The organism is Alteromonas sp. CyTr2 (assembly GCF_947311905.1).
Lineage (GTDB): Bacteria > Pseudomonadota > Gammaproteobacteria > Enterobacterales > Alteromonadaceae > Alteromonas > Alteromonas macleodii.
Genome location: NZ_CAMZMZ010000041.1, coordinates 1 through 17,411 on the forward strand (window position 1 = coordinate 1; position 17,411 = coordinate 17,411).

At 45.9% G+C, this 17,411-nt stretch carries 16 protein-coding genes and 1 pseudogene; 7 read left to right on the forward strand and 10 right to left on the reverse strand.

Annotation, left to right across the window (positions count from 1 at the left end; translation table 11 throughout):
* The coding region (locus tag QME20_RS16985) for a transposase (RefSeq protein ID WP_281716293.1) at window positions 1-588 on the forward strand (588 nt) is incomplete at its 5' end.
* Between the two features lie 196 nt (window positions 589-784).
* Here the strand turns inward: QME20_RS16985 and QME20_RS16990 are convergent.
* A complete protein-coding gene (locus QME20_RS16990; RefSeq protein WP_239218089.1) occupies window positions 785-1,312 on the reverse strand; it encodes a hypothetical protein in 528 nt (175 codons plus the stop codon).
* A 437-nt stretch (window positions 1,313-1,749) separates the two neighbouring features.
* On the opposite strand from QME20_RS16990, the gene QME20_RS16995 reads away from it, so the two are divergent.
* The 3 genes from QME20_RS16995 to QME20_RS17005 all read left to right on the forward strand — a co-directional run bounded on the left by QME20_RS16995 (window position 1,750) and on the right by QME20_RS17005 (window position 4,022).
* Window positions 1,750-3,225: a catalase gene (locus QME20_RS16995; protein ID WP_168533880.1), complete on the forward strand. Its 1,476-nt coding sequence runs from the start codon at window positions 1,750-1,752 to the stop codon at window positions 3,223-3,225.
* A gap of 263 nt (window positions 3,226-3,488) precedes the next feature.
* Window positions 3,489-3,656, forward strand: coding sequence for a DUF1328 domain-containing protein (locus QME20_RS17000; RefSeq protein WP_014978132.1), 168 nt, complete (start codon window positions 3,489-3,491; stop codon window positions 3,654-3,656).
* A gap of 120 nt (window positions 3,657-3,776) precedes the next feature.
* Entirely contained in the window at window positions 3,777-4,022 is a 246-nt protein-coding gene (locus tag QME20_RS17005) for a DUF4235 domain-containing protein (RefSeq protein ID WP_168533878.1), read from the forward strand.
* A 189-nt stretch (window positions 4,023-4,211) separates the two neighbouring features.
* Here QME20_RS17005 and QME20_RS17010 read toward each other — a convergent pair whose 3' ends face one another.
* The 7 genes from QME20_RS17010 to argC all read right to left on the reverse strand — a co-directional run bounded on the left by QME20_RS17010 (window position 4,212) and on the right by argC (window position 12,071).
* Window positions 4,212-5,108 carry an alpha/beta fold hydrolase gene (locus QME20_RS17010; RefSeq protein WP_281716294.1) on the reverse strand — a complete coding sequence of 299 codons (897 nt, stop codon included), beginning with the start codon at window positions 5,106-5,108 and terminating at the stop codon, window positions 4,212-4,214.
* 185 nt (window positions 5,109-5,293) lie between these two features.
* Window positions 5,294-6,604 carry an amino-acid N-acetyltransferase gene (argA, locus tag QME20_RS17015; protein WP_168533874.1) on the reverse strand — a complete coding sequence of 437 codons (1,311 nt, stop codon included), beginning with the start codon at window positions 6,602-6,604 and terminating at the stop codon, window positions 5,294-5,296.
* 18 nt (window positions 6,605-6,622) lie between these two features.
* Window positions 6,623-8,005, reverse strand: a complete 1,383-nt coding sequence (gene argH / locus QME20_RS17020) for an argininosuccinate lyase (protein WP_168533872.1) — start codon at window positions 8,003-8,005, stop codon at window positions 6,623-6,625.
* A 53-nt stretch (window positions 8,006-8,058) separates the two neighbouring features.
* Window positions 8,059-9,270, reverse strand: a complete 1,212-nt coding sequence (locus tag QME20_RS17025; protein WP_110289422.1) for an argininosuccinate synthase — start codon at window positions 9,268-9,270, stop codon at window positions 8,059-8,061.
* 37 nt (window positions 9,271-9,307) lie between these two features.
* On the reverse strand, window positions 9,308-10,219 hold the full coding sequence (locus QME20_RS17030) for an ornithine carbamoyltransferase (RefSeq protein ID WP_069943625.1): 912 nt from the start codon (window positions 10,217-10,219) through the stop codon (window positions 9,308-9,310).
* Window positions 10,216-11,061 (reverse strand): acetylglutamate kinase, encoded by an 846-nt coding sequence (argB, locus tag QME20_RS17035; protein WP_168533868.1) that lies wholly within the window; start codon window positions 11,059-11,061, stop codon window positions 10,216-10,218. Before argB ends, QME20_RS17030 begins: the two co-directional genes overlap by 4 nt.
* Window positions 11,058-12,071: an N-acetyl-gamma-glutamyl-phosphate reductase gene (gene argC, locus QME20_RS17040; RefSeq protein WP_281716295.1), complete on the reverse strand. Its 1,014-nt coding sequence runs from the start codon at window positions 12,069-12,071 to the stop codon at window positions 11,058-11,060. Before argC ends, argB begins: the two co-directional genes overlap by 4 nt.
* 614 nt (window positions 12,072-12,685) lie before the next feature.
* Here argC and QME20_RS17045 point away from each other — a divergent pair.
* Window positions 12,686-13,098, forward strand: a pseudogene (locus QME20_RS17045) (methylglyoxal synthase).
* A gap of 53 nt (window positions 13,099-13,151) precedes the next feature.
* Here the strand turns inward: QME20_RS17045 and QME20_RS17050 are convergent.
* Entirely contained in the window at window positions 13,152-14,108 is a 957-nt protein-coding gene (locus QME20_RS17050; RefSeq protein WP_239241071.1) for a hypothetical protein, read from the reverse strand.
* 161 nt (window positions 14,109-14,269) lie between these two features.
* On the opposite strand from QME20_RS17050, the gene QME20_RS17055 reads away from it, so the two are divergent.
* Window positions 14,270-15,019, forward strand: a complete 750-nt coding sequence (locus QME20_RS17055) for a flagellar basal body L-ring protein FlgH (RefSeq protein ID WP_239241070.1) — start codon at window positions 14,270-14,272, stop codon at window positions 15,017-15,019.
* Window positions 15,020-15,024: 5 nt separating this feature from the next.
* Window positions 15,025-16,278, forward strand: a complete 1,254-nt coding sequence (locus QME20_RS17060) for a flagellar assembly protein T N-terminal domain-containing protein (RefSeq protein ID WP_239241069.1) — start codon at window positions 15,025-15,027, stop codon at window positions 16,276-16,278.
* A gap of 54 nt (window positions 16,279-16,332) precedes the next feature.
* Here the strand turns inward: QME20_RS17060 and QME20_RS17065 are convergent, their stop codons facing one another.
* Complete coding sequence (locus tag QME20_RS17065; protein ID WP_239241068.1) at window positions 16,333-17,214, reverse strand: Spy/CpxP family protein refolding chaperone; 882 nt, start codon at window positions 17,212-17,214, stop codon at window positions 16,333-16,335.
* Window positions 17,215-17,411 lie beyond the last annotated feature (197 nt).

Sequence of the window (17,411 nt, forward strand, 5' to 3'; positions counted from 1 at the left end):
CAAGCGACCAGTCGACCTAAGCGTTTTGATAACAGCCAAATAGCTAGAGGTAACCCCTTTGCCTGTACGTTAGTTCTTTTTAAACAGAAATCTAAAGGGCGTCATGCTTCAAATCCAGATGGTACACGTAAAGCCTCAAAACGCTCAAAAGCCCATGCGCAAGGGGCGAAAGACCCGTGGCTATTAGCCACAACACTGGCGTCTCACCGAAGCTTATCGAAACAAGTAGTGGCCATTTACAGGCAACGAATGCAAATTGAAGAAGGCTTTAGAGACATGAAAAGCACGAAGTTCGGGCTTGGCTATGAACAGAATAAAAGCGTGAAAAAGCAGCGTCTAACAATACTGGTATTGCTGACGACGTTAGCGTCACTCGTAGCTATATTACTGGGTATAATACTTGTCTCATCGAATAAGCATCGGCGCTTCCAAGCCAATACTGAAACCAGGAGCGTGTTGTCATTCCATTACCTTGGACTCAGGGCTGTCGCTTGTCGAATACGATTTACTATGCGACAGTGGAAAGCTGCACTCAAATGGTACAGCTCCATAGTCGACGGGGCCTGGACCGCAGGCACATGGAATTAAATTCGTGGGGATCCCTCAGGGTCAGAGTACATTTAATTTGGGGTCAGAGTACATTACTCAAATGACGGGGTCAGAGTACTTTAATTATGTTTGTCATCTTTTTAGCATCAGAATGGCTAACGTAGGGCACCAACATAAAACGGGGTCAAAACTTACTCTGGCCCGATAGCTTAAAAAAGTACTCTGACCCCAATTTTCAGATGAGCTCTGCAACACTCTTTAAATAGGCTTTTTGAAGTGGCGTGAAATCCCACTCATTCAAAGCTTCATTAAATTCAAAATTACCCACGCGGCCTCGCCAGCGTTTGTTAGGCACTGCAGACCAGTTTTTCATATACACCAGCTTTCCATGAAGGCAGTGCAACACTTTAATTTGTGGTGATTTGGTATCGGCGTAAGTTACTTTCTCAGAGACAATAGCGCCTTCTTCACAATCTTGGTCGAAAAACACAAAGCCGCGATAGCTGCCGCTTTCTGTAATAGTAATGAGCGATGCATATTCTTTGCTCTTAGATACTTTTCTCAGCGCAGGCAAATAGCCATCGACTCGTTTTATTTGAAGCCCCTGAGATTTGTTGTGCCATTGCCATCCTGAGCTGCCCATAAAAGAAAGCTCGTTATTTTTATCGTTGAAATGGCTTAATGTTTCAAAGGTTTTCCAAGACGCAAAAGTGATAATGCACAGCATTAAAAAACCAGTAATGAAGATGAGTGGCTTTGCCATGTCTCAAGCCCTTTGCATTAGACAAACGTTTGTCTCTTTAGTTACAGACAAAGATCTAAGCTAGACTTTCATTGCAAAAAAGTAATACGCAGAGAGACAAATGTGCTGTGACCTTAAAGCGTCCTTGTGCTGGCTTAATAACAGGCGAGACGCCGCTTAACGCTTACCTGACATTAAATACAGCGACCTAAAAAGCCTCGCGTATTCATTGTCTCGATGTCACCACATCAATACATCCTAAGCATGAAACTAATTTTGGACAATGATTCAGTAATTACGATTAGAACTATCTATTTTGTTTACTTTAATTGTTTTATTAAATCAGCGACTATCTCTTTAAACGAAAAGCGTAATTAACACCATTTCTTTAATCACACACTGACACCCAATTTTAGTAAGACTAAAAATCGGTGAGAAATAAACAGAAGGAATTCGCAATGAGTAAGTGTCCATTTTCAGGTGCAGCTATAAAACCTACTACGCTAACGTCTAGCAATGGTGCGCCCGTTGCCAATGATAATCAGAGTCGAACAGCGGGGCCACGCGGGCCGGTGACTTTCGACAACCATTATTTGTTTGAGAAGCTTGCGCACTTTAATCGCGAGCGAATTCCAGAGCGCGTAGTTCACGCAAGGGGCAGTGCTGCGTATGGCACCTTTACGCTAACTAAAAGCTTATCTGACTACACGATCGCAGACTTCCTGCAGAAAGAAGGGCAGAAAACCGATGTGTTTTTGCGCTTTTCTACCGTAGGTGGTGGTCAGGATTCAAGTGACTATGCCCGTGATCCTCGTGGTTTCTCAGTGAAGTTTTATACCGAACAGGGAAACTGGGACATGGTAGGAAATAATACCCCGGTATTCTTCTTACGAGATGGCATCAAGTTTCCTGACTTCATTCACAGTCAAAAGAAAAACCCGCGTACGAACTTGCCGGATCCGCAGGCCGTGTACGAGTTTTGGGCGAACAACCCTCAGTCATTACACCAATCGACAATCTTGATGTCTGATCGCGGTATTCCACTTTCATATCGTCATGTGAATGGCTATAGCTCTCATACGTTGAGTTTCTGGAATAACGCAGGCGAACGCTATTGGGTGAAATGGCACTTTAAAACTAACCAAGGTATTAAAACGCTAACTAGCGAAGAAGCGGCAAAGATGCCTGCTTATGGCGCTCAGCAAGACTTGGTCGAAAGCATTGATAACGGAGAATTTCCATCGTGGACCGTGAATGTGCAGATTATGACTGAAGAGGAAGCGCGTAATTACCACATTAACCCGTTTGATCTAACGAAGGTGTGGCCTCACAGCGACTTTCCATTAATTGAAGTAGGGCAGTTGGAGTTAAACCGTAATGTTGATAACTACTTTGCAGAAACTGAGCAAGCAGCGTTCGCGCCGAGCAATTTGGTACCGGGTATTGGTGCGTCGCCAGACAGAATGCTTCAAGCGCGACTAATTGGATATCAAGATGCGCACAGATACCGTATTGGTGCAAACTACAACCAAATACCGGTAAACGCGCCGCGTTGTCCAGTGCACAATTATCAACGAGATGGAGCCTTTGCGGGAATTAACCCAGCACTTGCAGGAAGTGGAGCCAACTTCTATCCAAATAATCGCGCGCGAGTTGGTGAGCCGGCTGAAGCACCAGAGGTTCAAGAGCCGCCTATGCCGCTAGAGCAAGACGCATGGTTAGATATTTACGATAACCGTGACGAAGATAACTACTCACAGGCCGGTGACCTTTACCGCATTATGAGTGAAGATCAAAAACAGCAGCTGGTAAACAACATTGCTGACGGCTTAAGCCAAGCTACTAAGGACGTTCAAGAGGCAATGTTCGTTCAATACGACCTAGCTGATAGCGACTATGGTGAACGGGTGAGAAAAGCGGTAGCAAATAAATAGTAATTGTGGGGGAATCAGAGTTAATTAATGAAAATTACTCTGATTCTTTGTATTCGAGAAATATTTACAATTTTAAAGGTAAGAAAGCCTGAATATTTTGAAATAAGAGTCACGGCAGCGATAAAACGCATTTCCTTTCATTAACTATAATCAGCCTGTAAGCCTTATGGGCTGCGTGATAGCTAATATCAAGTCTCAAATAGGCCCATGGTTTGCTACTAGAATACTGAACGACTTTGAATGATGAAATAAGGAGATACATTATGTTACGTTGGGCTTTAATATTTTTAGTTGTCGCATTAATTGCTGCGGTTTTAGGATTTGGTGGAATCGCTGGCTCTGCAGCGGGTATTGCCAAAATTATATTTGGTGTTTTCGTTATTTTACTGATTATTTCAGTTGTCATGAATTTGGTTAGGGGCAAAAGTTGAATCACTGCCTGATCTAAACTTCATATTACGAATAGAAAAAGACAGCTGTTAGTCGTTTGGTAGTAGGCGGCTGTTTTTTATCTTTAGCCACATCAGCGGACAAAACTAATGGAGGCTACCGTGAGTAATAAACAGTTCATTACGAACGTAGGCATTGGACTCGCCGCAGCGTCTGCAGGAATTCTTGCGAGAAAAACGCTGCAAAAGTCTTGGGAAAAGGTAATTGATCAACCTGCATCTAAAGATAAACAAAGTGAAAATACAGACCTTAAAGAAGCCGTTACTTGGGCTGTGGTGTCTGGCATTGGAGCAGGTCTTGCACGGATGGCTGTTCAATATGCACTGGACAAGCGTAATCCAAAGTAGCACAACAAAGTTGTGCTGTTGAGTTGCTATACGGGCGAAAACGTGCAGGCGAATGGCTTGAAGCGCACGTTCTTTCCAATTGTTCCAAGTAAAACGGTTACTAATTTCGTGCTGATACAACGTATTCTCTAAGTAAGTATTGTTAGCAAACAGAATCACGTTGTCACGATGCCGCAACAACGTGTTGACTCACACATACTGATTAAAATAATCGGTAACCTTAGGCCATAAATGGTGACATTTACGGGAAAAAAACTTCATGTGACCTATTTCTTTTACGTCACAGGCCTGTGGATCTAGCTCCTCAACTTCTGCTTCCATATTGGGGAAAACGCTAATCATATCGTGAACGTTATGAATATTAGCAATATCGTCGTCGCTGGCGAGCAGCCATTTAGAAGGTATCTGAATGGTGTTGTAGTGGTGCTCGTTAACATCACTGCCAAAGCCTGTTTTTACGTAGCCTTTACCGTTACACCATTTTTGCCAATGGCGGGCCACTTTTTTAGGTAGTGGCTCTCCCATGCCTACCCACTGAGATTTAGTATGGCCGAACAGTAAATTACTCACGGGAATGTAGAAATTCATGAAGAAATGGGCTTTTAGCAAATAGCTTTTACGCATGTTTCTCAGACTGCCCGAAGAGCTACCAAAATTACAAAAGGCAGTAAGGTCGTGCACATTATGCATCAAACCCAGCAGCTGACCACCTGCACTATGACCAACAAGAAAGTAGGGGACGTTAGGGAAATGAATTTTCAATGTCTCTAGCACCGCTGGTATATCTTGCTCGCCCCATGTTACCAACGTCGCATCGCTTTGTTTAACGCTGCTTTTTACCGAACCGCCAATACCTCTGTTATCGAAGGTGATAACACCAAAGCCTTGTTCACATAAATAGGCGGCAAAAGCGCTGTAGAATTGCCGTTTTATACCCGTTGCAGGGCCAATCATAACTGCAGCTTTAGGGGAAGTGGTTGGAGAGAAAAGGGAAGCTGCAAGCGGCGTGTTATCCGCACAGACAATGGTGATATCTTCTACTTGGATGCTAGTGGCGGTAGCGTATTGCTTTGAAGTGCTCGACATGGAAAGTCTCGTGAACTCATCTGGTCAAACCAGTAAACCTTTTGCATGAATAAAATGCAATATTTTGACTATTTATTTTGCTGATAATTGGCGCTAAGCGAAAAGGTATGTGCGCTGAACACGCAAATGCTATCGCGTAGCTGGGATAAGTACGCCATAGCATGCACGCTTTAAAAAAGATTTCCTCACACGTTCAAAGTGAACACCTTAGAATTACGCTGGAAGTTATATAGCTCTTTCTTCACGGCAGGTAGCGCACTTATGTCAGCAGGTTCAAACCCTTGCTCTAAAAACCAGTGTGCGGTAACTGTGGTCAGTACAAAAATTCTGTTAATACCGGCTTCTTTAGCACGGGCGCGCACTTCATCTAAAATCCGTTCGCCACGGTTTTTGCCTCGATAGTCTTGATGGGTTGCCACGCAGGCTAACTCGGCACAGCCGTCTTCAGGGTATAAATACAAGGCTGCACAGGCGATGATCATGCCGTCGCGCACTATCACTATAAACTGGTTAATTTCGTTCTCTAGACGCTCACGAGAACGCTTTACCAATACGCCGCTTTCTTCTAGTGGTTTTATCAGCTTTAAGATACCGCCCACATCTTCGATGGTCGCTGCACGCAGTTGTTCATAATGATGTTCCATTACTAACGAGCCCGTACCGTCGCGAGTGAACAGCTCTTGAAGCAAGGCGCCGTCTTTTTCAAAGCTGATGCAGTGGGCACGGGGAACACCTGCAGCAACGCTGGTGGTAAGGGCACTTAACACCGTATCTTCGGTGGTAATGTCGCCTGCCATGATAAGCTGTTCTAATTGAGGGCGTTCAATGGTGCGAAGTAAACGACCTTCGCGGTTGTATACACCATCAAAATTCGAAAATACGATAAGTTTGTCAGCTTTAAGGGCTATAGCCGCCTGCGTAGCTACATCTTCGTGAGATAAGTTAAACACTTCTCCCGTTGATGAATAGCCCATAGGCGATAGCAGCACAATTGAGCCATCGTTTAAATGATCGTTAATGCCGGTCGTATCAATACGGCGCACTAAACCGGTGTTTTCAAAATCAACGCCGCCTCGCACGCCCATTGGCTTGGCAACGACCAAGTTGCCCGAGCACACGCGTATTTGCGAGCCGTGCATAGGTGAGTTTGGTAGCCCCATAGTCAATAAGGCTTCTACCTGAGAGCGTACCGAGCCGGCGGCATCTTTAACGCACTCAAGGGTTTGTTTGTCGGTAATGCGTACACCGCTTTCAAAGCGACCTTCGATGTTGCGAAGGGCAACGCGCTGATCAATCTGTGGGCGGGCACCGTGCACTACGACCACGCGCACGCCCAAGCTGTTAAGCAGGGCAATGTCGTGAATAATATTAGGGAAATTAGGATGTTCGATGGCTTCGCCACCGAACATCAATACGAAGGTCTTTCCCTGGTGAGCATTAATATAGGGCAGTGAACTGCGAAACAGTTTTATGCCGTCATGATGCGCTAATACCATCTAAGCAGTTCCTTGTCGCTACCCTTGCTTATCCAAGTCTTCCAGCTCTTGATACAGTGCTTTCGTCACGGTTTCTTTGCTGGTGCCGCCCAAGATATTGCGTTGATTCACGCCGTACTCTAGCTGTAGTACCGGGTATACGTCGTCTTCAATTTTATCGCAAATAGCCTGCATGTCGCTTAGTGGTAAATCTTCAATGGCACAGCCTTTGTCAATGGCCTGAAGCACAACTCGTCCTGCAATATCGTGGCCTGTTCTAAACGGTACACCTTTACCTACCAGATAATCGGCAAGTTCAGTGGCGTTAGAGAACCCTTGGGTTGCCGCAACACGACAGCGCTCTTCGTTTAACTGCAGTGAATCAAGCACTTCGCTGGCAATACATAAACAAATATGCCACTGATTAACCGTATCGATAGCGCCTTCTTTGTCTTCTTGCATGTCTTTGTTGTACGCAAGTGGAAGGCCTTTCATGGTAACCAATAGTGCCTGCAAAGAACCAAACACACGGCCACATTTGCCGCGCATTAATTCAAGCGCATCAGGGTTTTTCTTCTGCGGCATAAGCGATGAACCAGAGGTTACACTATCGCCAAGCTGTAAGAATCCTGCTTCGCCAGAGTTATAGAAAATCATGTCTTCGGCAAGACGTGACAAGTGCATCATGCTAGTGCTGGCTACAAATAAAAGCTCTAGCACAAAGTCTCTGTCCGACACAGCGTCTAGGCTGTTAAGGCATGGAGAATCAAAACCCAGTTCTTCAGCAATGGCGTGACGGTCTACAGGGAAAGTAGTACCTGCCAATGCGCCTGAACCTAAAGGGCACTGATTCATGCGTACTTTCAAGTCGTCTAAACGGCTTAAGTCACGCTTTAGCATTTCAACGTAAGCCAAGCACCAGTGTGCAAAGTGAATAGGCTGTGCACGCTGTAAGTGGGTGTAACCTGGGATGATCGCTTCTTGATGACGGCTAGCGGCATTAAGAAGCGACTTTACTACACCTAAAACATCAGCGCGAAGTGAGGCAATATGTTCACGTACCCACAAGCGAAAGTCGGTGGCAACCTGATCGTTTCGGCTACGCCCGGTATGAAGCTTACGACCAATGTCACCAAGCTTCTCTATAAGCGCTGCTTCAACAAAGCTGTGAATGTCTTCTTCGCTAGATGCGTTAAAGTCTAGTTCACCTGCATCAGCTTTCGCTTTTAACTCGCTCAATGCAGACTCAAGCTGGGCTTGTTCATCAACGGCCAATACGCCTGCTTTTTGCAGCGCACGCGACCAACTGATAGAGCCTTGAATATCTTGGCTTGCCATAACTTGGTCAAACGGCAGCGAATCGTTAACCTGTTTAAACATACTACTTGCACCGGATTCAAACCGGCCACCCCACAACGCCATGTGATGCTCCTTAAATGCTGTTCTGATTTAAGCTTTACTTTTGTAGGTAAAGCTTATTGTTCACCTTGTTTTTTCAGTGCTTCAATACGACTTGAAAGGCTGAACAGGCGGATAAAGCCTTCAGCGTGCTTCTGGTCGTAAACATCGTCAGCACCAAAGGTGGCAAAGTCTTCAGAGTAAAGGCTGTTCGGCGATTTACGCTGGGTAACCGTAGCTTGGCCTTTATAAAGCTTAACCACGATATCGCCTGTCACTTTCTTAGCAAAAGACGCAGCGCCAGCAAGCAGTGCATCGTTAAGGGCAGTGAACCAACGGCCGTCGTACATCACGTGTGAGAACTCAAGACCAATCTGCTCACGGTATTTAAGCGCAGCTTTATCTAGCACCATAGTTTCTAGGGCTTTATACGCTTTAAGCAGTACGGTGCCTCCTGGGGTTTCATAACAGCCGCGTGACTTCATACCTACAAGGCGGTTCTCAACAATGTCGATACGTCCAACACCATGCGCCGCAGCAACAGTATTAAGTTTAACTAGCGCTTGATACGGCGAGAGTGCCTCACCATCAACATGAGTCAGTTTACCTTCGTCAAAAGACAGGGTTACGCGCTCTGGAGTATCAGGTGCATCTTCAGGATCAACGGTCATGGTCCACACTTGCTTGGTAGGCTCTTGCCATGGATCTTCAAGCTCGCCACCTTCGTGTGAAATGTGCCATGCGTTTGCATCGCGGCTGTAAATTTTGGTTGCTGATGCCGTGGTTGGAATATTGCGCTCAGCTAGATAAGCCAATAGATCTTCACGGCTTACCATGTCCCATTCACGCCATGGCGCGATTACCGTAAGGTCTGGGGCTAGGGCAGCAAAGGTACTTTCAAAGCGGACCTGATCGTTACCTTTACCTGTACAGCCATGGCATAGTGCGTCGGCACCTACTTTGCGCGCAATCTCAACTTGCGCTTTGGCGATGACCGGGCGTGCCATTGACGTACCCAGTAGGTATTCACCTTCGTAAACTGCACCAGTAGTAATAGTTGGGAAGATATATTCGCTTACGAACTCTTCTTTCAAATCAACAATGTGGCATTCGCTTGCGCCAGATGCGATAGCTTTTTCATGAAGCCCTTCTAGTTCTTCATCACCTTGACCCACATCTGCTGCAAACGCGACAACTTCACAGCCATAGTTTTCTTTAAGCCATGGAATGATGGCTGATGTATCAAGCCCGCCTGAATAGGCCAGCACGATTTTTTTAACGTTTTGCATCTAAATAATCCTTCTAAGCGTCTTTTTAGGCGTCTTTTTAAGCGTTAAGTAATTGAGTAAGAATGGCGTTTTGGCCATGCATTCTATTTTCGGCTTGCTGCATTAATAGCGATTTATCGCTATCAATCAACGAGCCCGTAATTTCTAAATCGCGATGGGCAGGTTGGCAGTGCATAACGTAGCTAGCACCGGTTGCATCCATCAACGCTTCGTTCACCTGATAAGGCATGAACTTTTCTTTGATCACTTCAAGTGGCGTCTCGTCACCCATTGAAAGCCATGTATCTGCATAGATAACGTCTGCGCCGTTAGCAGCACTAAGCTCAGTGCTTTCAACAATCGATACACCCGTTTTCTCGGCAATCGCTTTGGCTTGCGCCACAATTTCAGGTGCCGCTTCGTGCCCCTCTGGCGTGACTACAACTTGGTTGCAACCTAGAAGCGCCCCAACAATTAACAGAGAATGGGTTACATTGTTGCCGTCGCCTACATAGGCCATGGTAAGACCTTCGGTTTTGCCGAAGCGTTCAAACATTGTGAGGTAGTCGGCAAGGCCTTGGCATGGGTGGTACTTATCGCACAGCGCATTGATAACCGGCACGTTTGCCGCCTTAGAAAAGGTTTCTAGCGTATCGTGAGAAAATACGCGAGCAACAATGGCGTCAGCCCAGCACGCAAGGTTAGCGGCGGTGTCTACTGCGTCTTCACGGCCCGCTAATTTGCCCGACTGCACATCTAAATACACCATGTGGCCGCCAAGCTTGTTGATACCAATATCGAAGCTAACGCGGGTTCGCAAAGACGGCTTTTCAAACAGGGCAACAATTGACTTCCCCGCTAGCACGTTGCTGTAACTTGCTGGGGCTTGTTTAATTTCTACAGCCAATTGCAGCAAGTTTTTCATTGCGTCGGGTGTCCAGTCTGCAAAGGTTAGTAGGTCCTGTTTCATTGTACTTCTCCGGCGTTGCCTTTTGTAAAGTCGGTGTGGGGTAAATCAGCGTTTTTTGACGGTGTATTTGTCAGGGCTGAGGGCAGTATTTGCGTGCCCGTTTTCTTATCTAAAATGTCGTTGATGTCGGCGGCCCAACTCGCGATGTAAACTGCGCGGCCTAAATTCTCTGCAGACGCGAGTGCCGCATCCACTTTTACTTTCATCCCGTCGGTGATAACGCCTTCATCTGCGTACTTCGATATGCTTGCTGCGTTAAGTTCGCTAATAAGCAATTTGTCGCCATCAAGCACACCGTCAACATTGGAAAGGAGTAAAAGTTCAGCGTTAAGAAGCTCGGCAATAACCGTTGCGGCTTGGTCGGCGTTTACATTTAGTAATCTGCCTTGTGGGCTTGAACCAATAGAACTGATAACCGGTAGTGTTGACTGGGCTAATACGCTTTTTAGAAATGATGCGTCTGCTGTCGACGGCACGCCCACGGCACCATACTGGTCAGCTAGAGGCTCACACACCACCATATTACCGTCTAACAACGACAAACCAACAGGGGTTAAGCCTGAAGCCAAAGCCGCTGCGCATAGTTGCTTATTGGCAGAGCCTGCAAGCGCTCCGCAGATATAAGGCATATGTTCATCGGGCGTAACCCGAAGGCCATCTATTTTTGTGCTTTGAAGACCAAGACTCGCCATTAGCGTTTCCACTAATGGTCCGCCTCCGTGAACCACTACGACGGGGCGTGTGGCCTGCACGTCTTTTACGCTTAGAAATAAACGTGTCATTGCGGCGGTGTCGTCGAGTAATGCACCGCCAACTTTAATTACAATTGGTGAAACACTCATAGTACTAACCCTGTCTCTACTGGTTGTTTCGTCATTATGTTAAGGCACTGTATTGCCTGAGAGGCAGCACCTTTCATTACGTTGTCGATTGCAGCGGTAATCACTGCGTATCCAGATGCTTCATCTAACTTCCAATGCAGATCAACAAATGGGGTATGAGCAACGTCATCAATTTTTGGAAAACTCTTGCGCAAACGCACAATGGGTTTATCAGCATAGGCGTCAGTGTACGCTTGTTCAAGTTGTGCGCTGGTGGTACCAGCTTTAACCTTAACGGTTACGGTCGCCAAAATTCCTCTTTTAAAATTACCTAAGTGCGGCGTAAAGATAACGGGGGTACCCAAGTAAGCTTCAATTTCAGGGGTATGACGGTGACCTAGCACGCCATATGCCTGCAGACTAACTTCAAAAAAGCTTGTGGTTAGGCTGGCTTTCCTACCTGCACCCGATACGCCGGAAACAGCGTTAATTACGGGGCGTACGCTTTCATCTAGTAAATTGTTGTGAGCAAGAGGTTTAAGTGCACTAAGGCTCGCAGTGGGATAGCAACCCGGCACAGCGATAACGTCGGCAGAGGCAATTTGCGCTTCGTGCCACTCGGCAAGGCCGTAAACAGCTTGAGCCAAGCTTTGCTCTTGCGTATGTGGAAAGCCGTAGAACTGTTCGAAGACATTGGTGTCTTTTAGCCTGAATGCACCCGACAAATCGAGCACTTTGGCTTTGCCCGAAGATAGGACAGGCATCCAGTCGTGGCTCGCCTCGTGCGGTGTGGCAAGAAAGATAAAATCGACACCGTCAGCCATTTCTTTTAATGCCGCATCCGAAATAGGCGTCAGTGTGGCATTAACGTGAGCCAAGTTGCCGTGAAGCTCTGCAATATTTTTACTCGCATCGCTACTATTCTCAGATACGTAAGTCCCCGCTAATGCAAGTTTAGGGTGCTGAATAACTAACTGAACAAGTTGTGCCCCTGTGTAACCACTGGCACCAATAATCGAAACGTTGTACATAATCAAAAATTCAATAAAAGGAGAAAAAAAAACACTTTTTACCTTTGTAAACTGGTTGGGCGTAAATCCTTGCCTAACCGCTACCACATTACAAAGGTAAAAAGTGTGCTACCGCAAAAGCATAGAAAGGCGCACGCATCGTCGTACGCTATGCATCGTGTAGCCAGCCAGGGGAGAGGTAAACTCTTTATCGTTGCCAGTGGTTGAACCAACAACGCGAGTTGGTTGTGTCATCATCAATTCCTATCAAGTCGCAACTCAAAATTATGAGTTGGATGCTTTAACCGTCGACTAGTGTATCTAATCTGAATGTTTATGCAATAAAAATGTATAAATATTTTATTGGGTGGTTGCGGCGACTACGCCACAAAAAATATAACTAATAATATATTTATAGTTGTGACAGTAAGTTGACAAGTTACGCAATAGAACTGAATATTTATACTCACTGTATGGCATGGTTGAGTGGAAATGTTTACCAGTAATGCACGTCGTTCATCATTAATGCGTGATATGACTAGTTACAGTGTCTAACCATGCAAAGCTGGTAAATTGTTACCGTATGTCGACAGTGGCCGTGAGTATTGGTTGTTAGGATTAACTCGGAAAATAAAATGGGCAAACTTACCTTGGCGCTTGTTGCGCACGATCATAAAAAGCCTGAGCTACTTGCTTGGGTTAAGCAGCACATTGATGTGCTCAAACAGTGTAATTTAGTGGGAACAGGCACAACAGGCGGTTTAATTGCCAATGAAACGGGGCTAGAAGTTACGCGCTACAAAAGTGGCCCGCTTGGGGGCGACCAGCAGATAGGAGCACTCATCGCTGAGAATAAGCTAGATGCACTTTTCTTTTTCTGGGATCCGCTAAACCCAGCGCCTCACGACCCTGACGTTAAAGCGCTGCTACGACTGTGTTCGGTATGGAATGTACCAGTTGCCTGCACACCCGCCACACAGCTGACCTAGTAATAACGTCGCCGCTTTTTCTGTCACCCGACTACAAGCCAGTTAAACCGAATTTTTAAGATTGGTTAAATCAACGGCCTTGTAGTTTGGTGGGCAGAAGCTGGTCTTTAGGTTAATTGAAACCTCGTTGAACGAACTGGTAGGCAGCATCTGCTGCCTTGTTGGTTATTCCGGTGGTTATATCATCAGTCTGAATAGATGCGGTGGCATCACTCGCCTGCGTTTGTGGCGCACCTGAAATGTTAGCACTTACCTTACTGTCGATGCTTGGATTGCTAAAAACTGACGCGAGTAAAGACTGCCCCATCGACCACATATTGTTTGAGATGCTTTGTCCTGTCACATTCTCTACGGTCAAATCGATAGCGTTATACATTAATCCGCCTATTCCGCCATATAAAAAACTTCCCGCCAAGCTTGCTGCCGCGGCCGTGTGATTTGACGTGGTTGCTTCATAAATATCCGAAACTATGGGTAGGTGATTTGCAATATTTAACGCATCAAATCCGTCTTTAAGATCAAGCCCATCGTCTCCGAAAGCGCCGGAATACAAATTATCGAAGAGTGTTGGAGTAGTATCACTTTGATTATTGGCAGCCGCGTTGCTATCACCATTTCCCAGAACGCTAGTAGTAGCATTTACGGACGTATCATTGTTGGTAACTAGCGATTGAAATACATTGTTTTGCAATGCATTTAACAGCGTGCCTTGCATGGTGGCAATTGCATCATCTGATAAAACCCCATTGACGCTACTCGTACCAGAAAGCAAAGATAATGCGCCTTGAACATCGCTGGCTGTGCCGGTAAGTATATTAGATTGTGTTGAGAGATTAGCTTCGCCTGATATTTTGCTGTCGATTGCATCAGCTTCATTCGGTTGATTCTCTATTGCGAGTAACGATGCGAACAAAGACGGCAAAGACTGGCCGCTGGTTGCCGCTTCATTGGCTACTTCCGTTGAATTTGCCGATTTACTTTCAATGTCAGCAGTATGTAAACCAAATTTTGAAAGTAGTGCGCTGACGCCATTTTCAGCAGTGTTAGTTGTTGTGTTTTCTAAGGCCATAACATCCCCTTACCCGCAGGCATATATTTGATTTGTAAAGGTTTTGCAAATAAGTCAAGTGAACGAGATTTCTTTTAATTTGTTCGTTTACACTTGCTCCTGTTAGGTCATGGATGGCACTTAATTTACACACTGCATAAAAACTAATACTGAGCAATGTCATGAAAGTTCGATGCCATATACACACACTAATCGCAATCTTTACACTTGGTGGTTGTGCCCAAACACTCACTGACGAAGAACAGGTTGTTCAAAGTAGCCCTACCAACCCAAATGTGTCGCAACGAGCTGTAAAGCCTGTTGAGGAAGAGCCGTCGCCTGGCGATCCCCGTTACTCACCCCCTAGGATGGAGCCAACGTCGACCTTGCATGTACCCACGGGGTCGCTATTTAATCCTGAGCACTCTGTAGGGCTTTATGAACGCCACGCAAGCTTCAAAGTGGGGGATATGATTCTAGTTAAGCTTGAAGAACAGACGCAGTCGGAGAAGTCGCTCGATTTTAATACAGACAAAAACACATCCTTTGATTTGTCTCCCGTCACACTAAAAGTGGGGGGAATTCGAATTGACGAAGATGACGTTGAGGTGGAGCACGAACAGGACAGTGAGTTCGCCAGCTCTGCTAAAACTAAGCAGTCAAATTCGATGAGTGGCAGCATTACCGTGTATGTTACGGGAATAACGCCGGCAGGGAATTTACTGGTAACGGGTGAAAAGTGGATAATGATGAACAGAGGAAAAGAATACATTCGCTTTTCAGGAGAGGTAAGAAAAAAAGATGTGGATGAAAGTAATACCGTATTGTCTTCAAAAGTCGGCAACGCGTTAATTGAGTATAGCGGTACGGGTGAGCTGCAAGATAATCAGCAGCGAACGGTGATTGGCAAGCTGTTTTCAATATTTGGATAAGCGCGATGAAAGGCACTATTTTGCCAAGCTTACGCATCAGTCTTACTGCTTTGCTGGTACTACTTCCTTCTTTGGTTACTCAGCACGCATGGGCTCAATGGGTACAGGGTGAAGCTACAATGGCACTCGCTGGCGCAGAACTTAGCGACGTGAGAACCAGCGCCATACAAAATGCCATTGCTGACGCGGCTTTTCGCAGTGGCAGTACCATTTCCGCGCAGGATATCACGGTAGACGGGCTACTCCTATCCAGCAAAGCCGAAATTCGTTCTCAGGGCAGAGTTCAAAGAGTAGAGATCATAAGCGAAACACTCAAAGACGACGCGCTTACAGTGGTGGTGAATGTAAACATTACGCCTCTGTTCAATTGCACTAACAACGGACTTGCCCATCGCATTTTAGTGACAGAATTTCCTTTAACATCACCCCAACAGGCCGCGACTGGCATGCTCTATTCATTTGGCAGTCACGTGTCTCAACGATTTGCTCAGCAACTCAACGGTCTTTATCAAAGTGGAGATGTAAGCCAGATTCCTGTTTCTCTTATTAACGCTAACACCTGGTTAACCTCCAGTTTGTCAGACATTGATTTAACGGCTATGTCGACCTTTCTGCGAAGTGAATATGGGCAGCAGTTTGTGGTATTCGGGTTTGTAAAGGACATTTCTCTTTTCGAACAGGTGTCGCAGGCTACCTCGGTATTTGAAACTGATGGTGTTGCGCTTCGCCGGAATTTTACCGTTCAGGTTTACGTGCTCGACACTTTCAAAGCCAAGGTGATTTTTAATGATAGCTATCACAGCGAGGCCGATTGGCCCTTTTCTCAACATTATTCGGTGGATATGAGCAACAGCTTGTTGTGGCGCAGTGATTTTGGCCGCATGGTCCTCAATACGGTACACGCTGCTATTACTGACATTCACGCGGCACTTCAGTGCGAAACGACTTATGCGCAGGTCATTGATATCTCGCCTGACTACATTGCTATAGATCTGGGTAAAAATAGTGGGTTAGCCGTGGGCGATGAGTTTTCATTGGTTAAGCAACGGGCGCTGCCTGCATTGGGCTTATCAAGAAAGCCGGGACTGTTTTCAACGAAGACTTTGACTTTGCAGGTGTACGAAGTTTCTGATGACGTCAGTTTACTCAAAGCGGAGTCAGGTAGTGATAGCGTACATATTGGTGATTTTGTCACGCCGTTAACTCTCTCGGCGAAACGTAGGCTAAAAGAAAGTCAGCAGGTTGGAAGCCAGCCATAAAAAAGGCTGGCCAAGGCCAGCACTTTTTACGGTGGGTTAGGGTGTTACTGAATACTAAGAACGCAGTAAGTCACGTAGCTTTCGACCTTCTTCGCGCTGCGCTTTTAACTCAGCTTGCTGTTCAGGCGTTAGTACTGCAAACATGGCCTGGCGCTGTTTGGCTTTTTCAACACCAGCACTGACAAGGTCGTCTTTGTACTGGGCAACAAGAGCGTTCCAAGAGTCTTGTGAGAAAGACGAGCTTCTAATCAGATCGCGCTGGGCATCCTTAAAGCTTCGCAACGTTTCTCTATTGGCTTTGGATGTACCCTTGAATGATTCACGAAGTTCAGCAAGATTTGCCAGCTGATCATCGGTCAGGTCAATGCCTTTAAACGGCGTGCCATCCCGCTGGTGATCTCTGTCGCCTCTTTCACCTTTACCGTGACCACGGAATTTTTTGCCTTTGCCTTCATCATCCATACGTTTTGCAAATTGTGACTTTTGCTCGTCAGACGCGTTGCGTCGCTTATCGCCTTTCGCCGCTCTTTTTTGATCTCTACTTTCTTCGCGTGCCAAGACTTTCGCTCGCTGCTCTTCACTTAGCACGTTAAAAATATTGTGGCGTAGTTGCGCAAGCGCAAAGTGTTTCGACTCACGCTCTTCAAGTTGAGTTTGTATAAAGGTGCTGATTTGTGCCTCAGAAGCAGTTTCAAAATCGAAACTTGGCTTCTCACTATCGTGATTTTCAGGTCGAGGGTTAGCGTCTTTAAATGCGCTTATGAGTGTTTTTATCTCTTCGCGTTGTGCGTCGCTTAAGCTTAAACCGCGAAGGTGTTTAACAATTTCTTTAACCGGTTCGTGGTGACGCATACCAGGGCCTGCTGGCTGAGCCAACGCAAGTCCACCTAAGCTAATCGCCGCTACAGTTGCACTAGCAATTAATAACTTTTTCATTGTCGTCTCCTTTTTGTTCGGACACGCTAATCCTAGCGTGATAAATACAAAAAGCAGTCAACACACTGTAAAGCTTCTGTAAAGGTGATGCCGTTTTGTAATTGTAAAGGTCTGAAAAGATATAGTATGCGTTTGTCAGTGTTTTTCGTTTAATTTAGACCAGACTCACCACAAGCGCAGGTTGAAGTTTATAAAAA

Bases quoted from the DNA above. Each gene is read 5' to 3' on its own strand.
- QME20_RS17010 (WP_281716294.1), bottom strand. From the start codon at position 5,108: ATGTCGAGCACTTCAAAGCAATACGCTACCGCCACTAGCATCCAAGTA.
- QME20_RS17060 (WP_239241069.1), top strand. From the start codon at position 15,025: ATGAAAGGCACTATTTTGCCAAGCTTACGCATCAGTCTTACTGCTTTG.
- QME20_RS17030 (WP_069943625.1), bottom strand. From the start codon at position 10,219: ATGAAACAGGACCTACTAACCTTTGCAGACTGGACACCCGACGCAATG.
- QME20_RS17025 (WP_110289422.1), bottom strand. From the start codon at position 9,270: ATGCAAAACGTTAAAAAAATCGTGCTGGCCTATTCAGGCGGGCTTGAT.
- QME20_RS17055 (WP_239241070.1), top strand. From the start codon at position 14,270: ATGAAAGTTCGATGCCATATACACACACTAATCGCAATCTTTACACTT.
- QME20_RS16990 (WP_239218089.1), bottom strand. From the start codon at position 1,312: ATGGCAAAGCCACTCATCTTCATTACTGGTTTTTTAATGCTGTGCATT.
- argC (WP_281716295.1), bottom strand. From the start codon at position 12,071: ATGTACAACGTTTCGATTATTGGTGCCAGTGGTTACACAGGGGCACAA.
- QME20_RS17050 (WP_239241071.1), bottom strand. From the start codon at position 14,108: ATGGCCTTAGAAAACACAACAACTAACACTGCTGAAAATGGCGTCAGC.
- QME20_RS17000 (WP_014978132.1), top strand. From the start codon at position 3,489: ATGTTACGTTGGGCTTTAATATTTTTAGTTGTCGCATTAATTGCTGCG.
- argH (WP_168533872.1), bottom strand. From the start codon at position 8,005: ATGGCGTTGTGGGGTGGCCGGTTTGAATCCGGTGCAAGTAGTATGTTT.
- QME20_RS17065 (WP_239241068.1), bottom strand. From the start codon at position 17,214: ATGAAAAAGTTATTAATTGCTAGTGCAACTGTAGCGGCGATTAGCTTA.
- QME20_RS16995 (WP_168533880.1), top strand. From the start codon at position 1,750: ATGAGTAAGTGTCCATTTTCAGGTGCAGCTATAAAACCTACTACGCTA.
- argB (WP_168533868.1), bottom strand. From the start codon at position 11,061: ATGAGTGTTTCACCAATTGTAATTAAAGTTGGCGGTGCATTACTCGAC.
- argA (WP_168533874.1), bottom strand. From the start codon at position 6,604: ATGGTATTAGCGCATCATGACGGCATAAAACTGTTTCGCAGTTCACTG.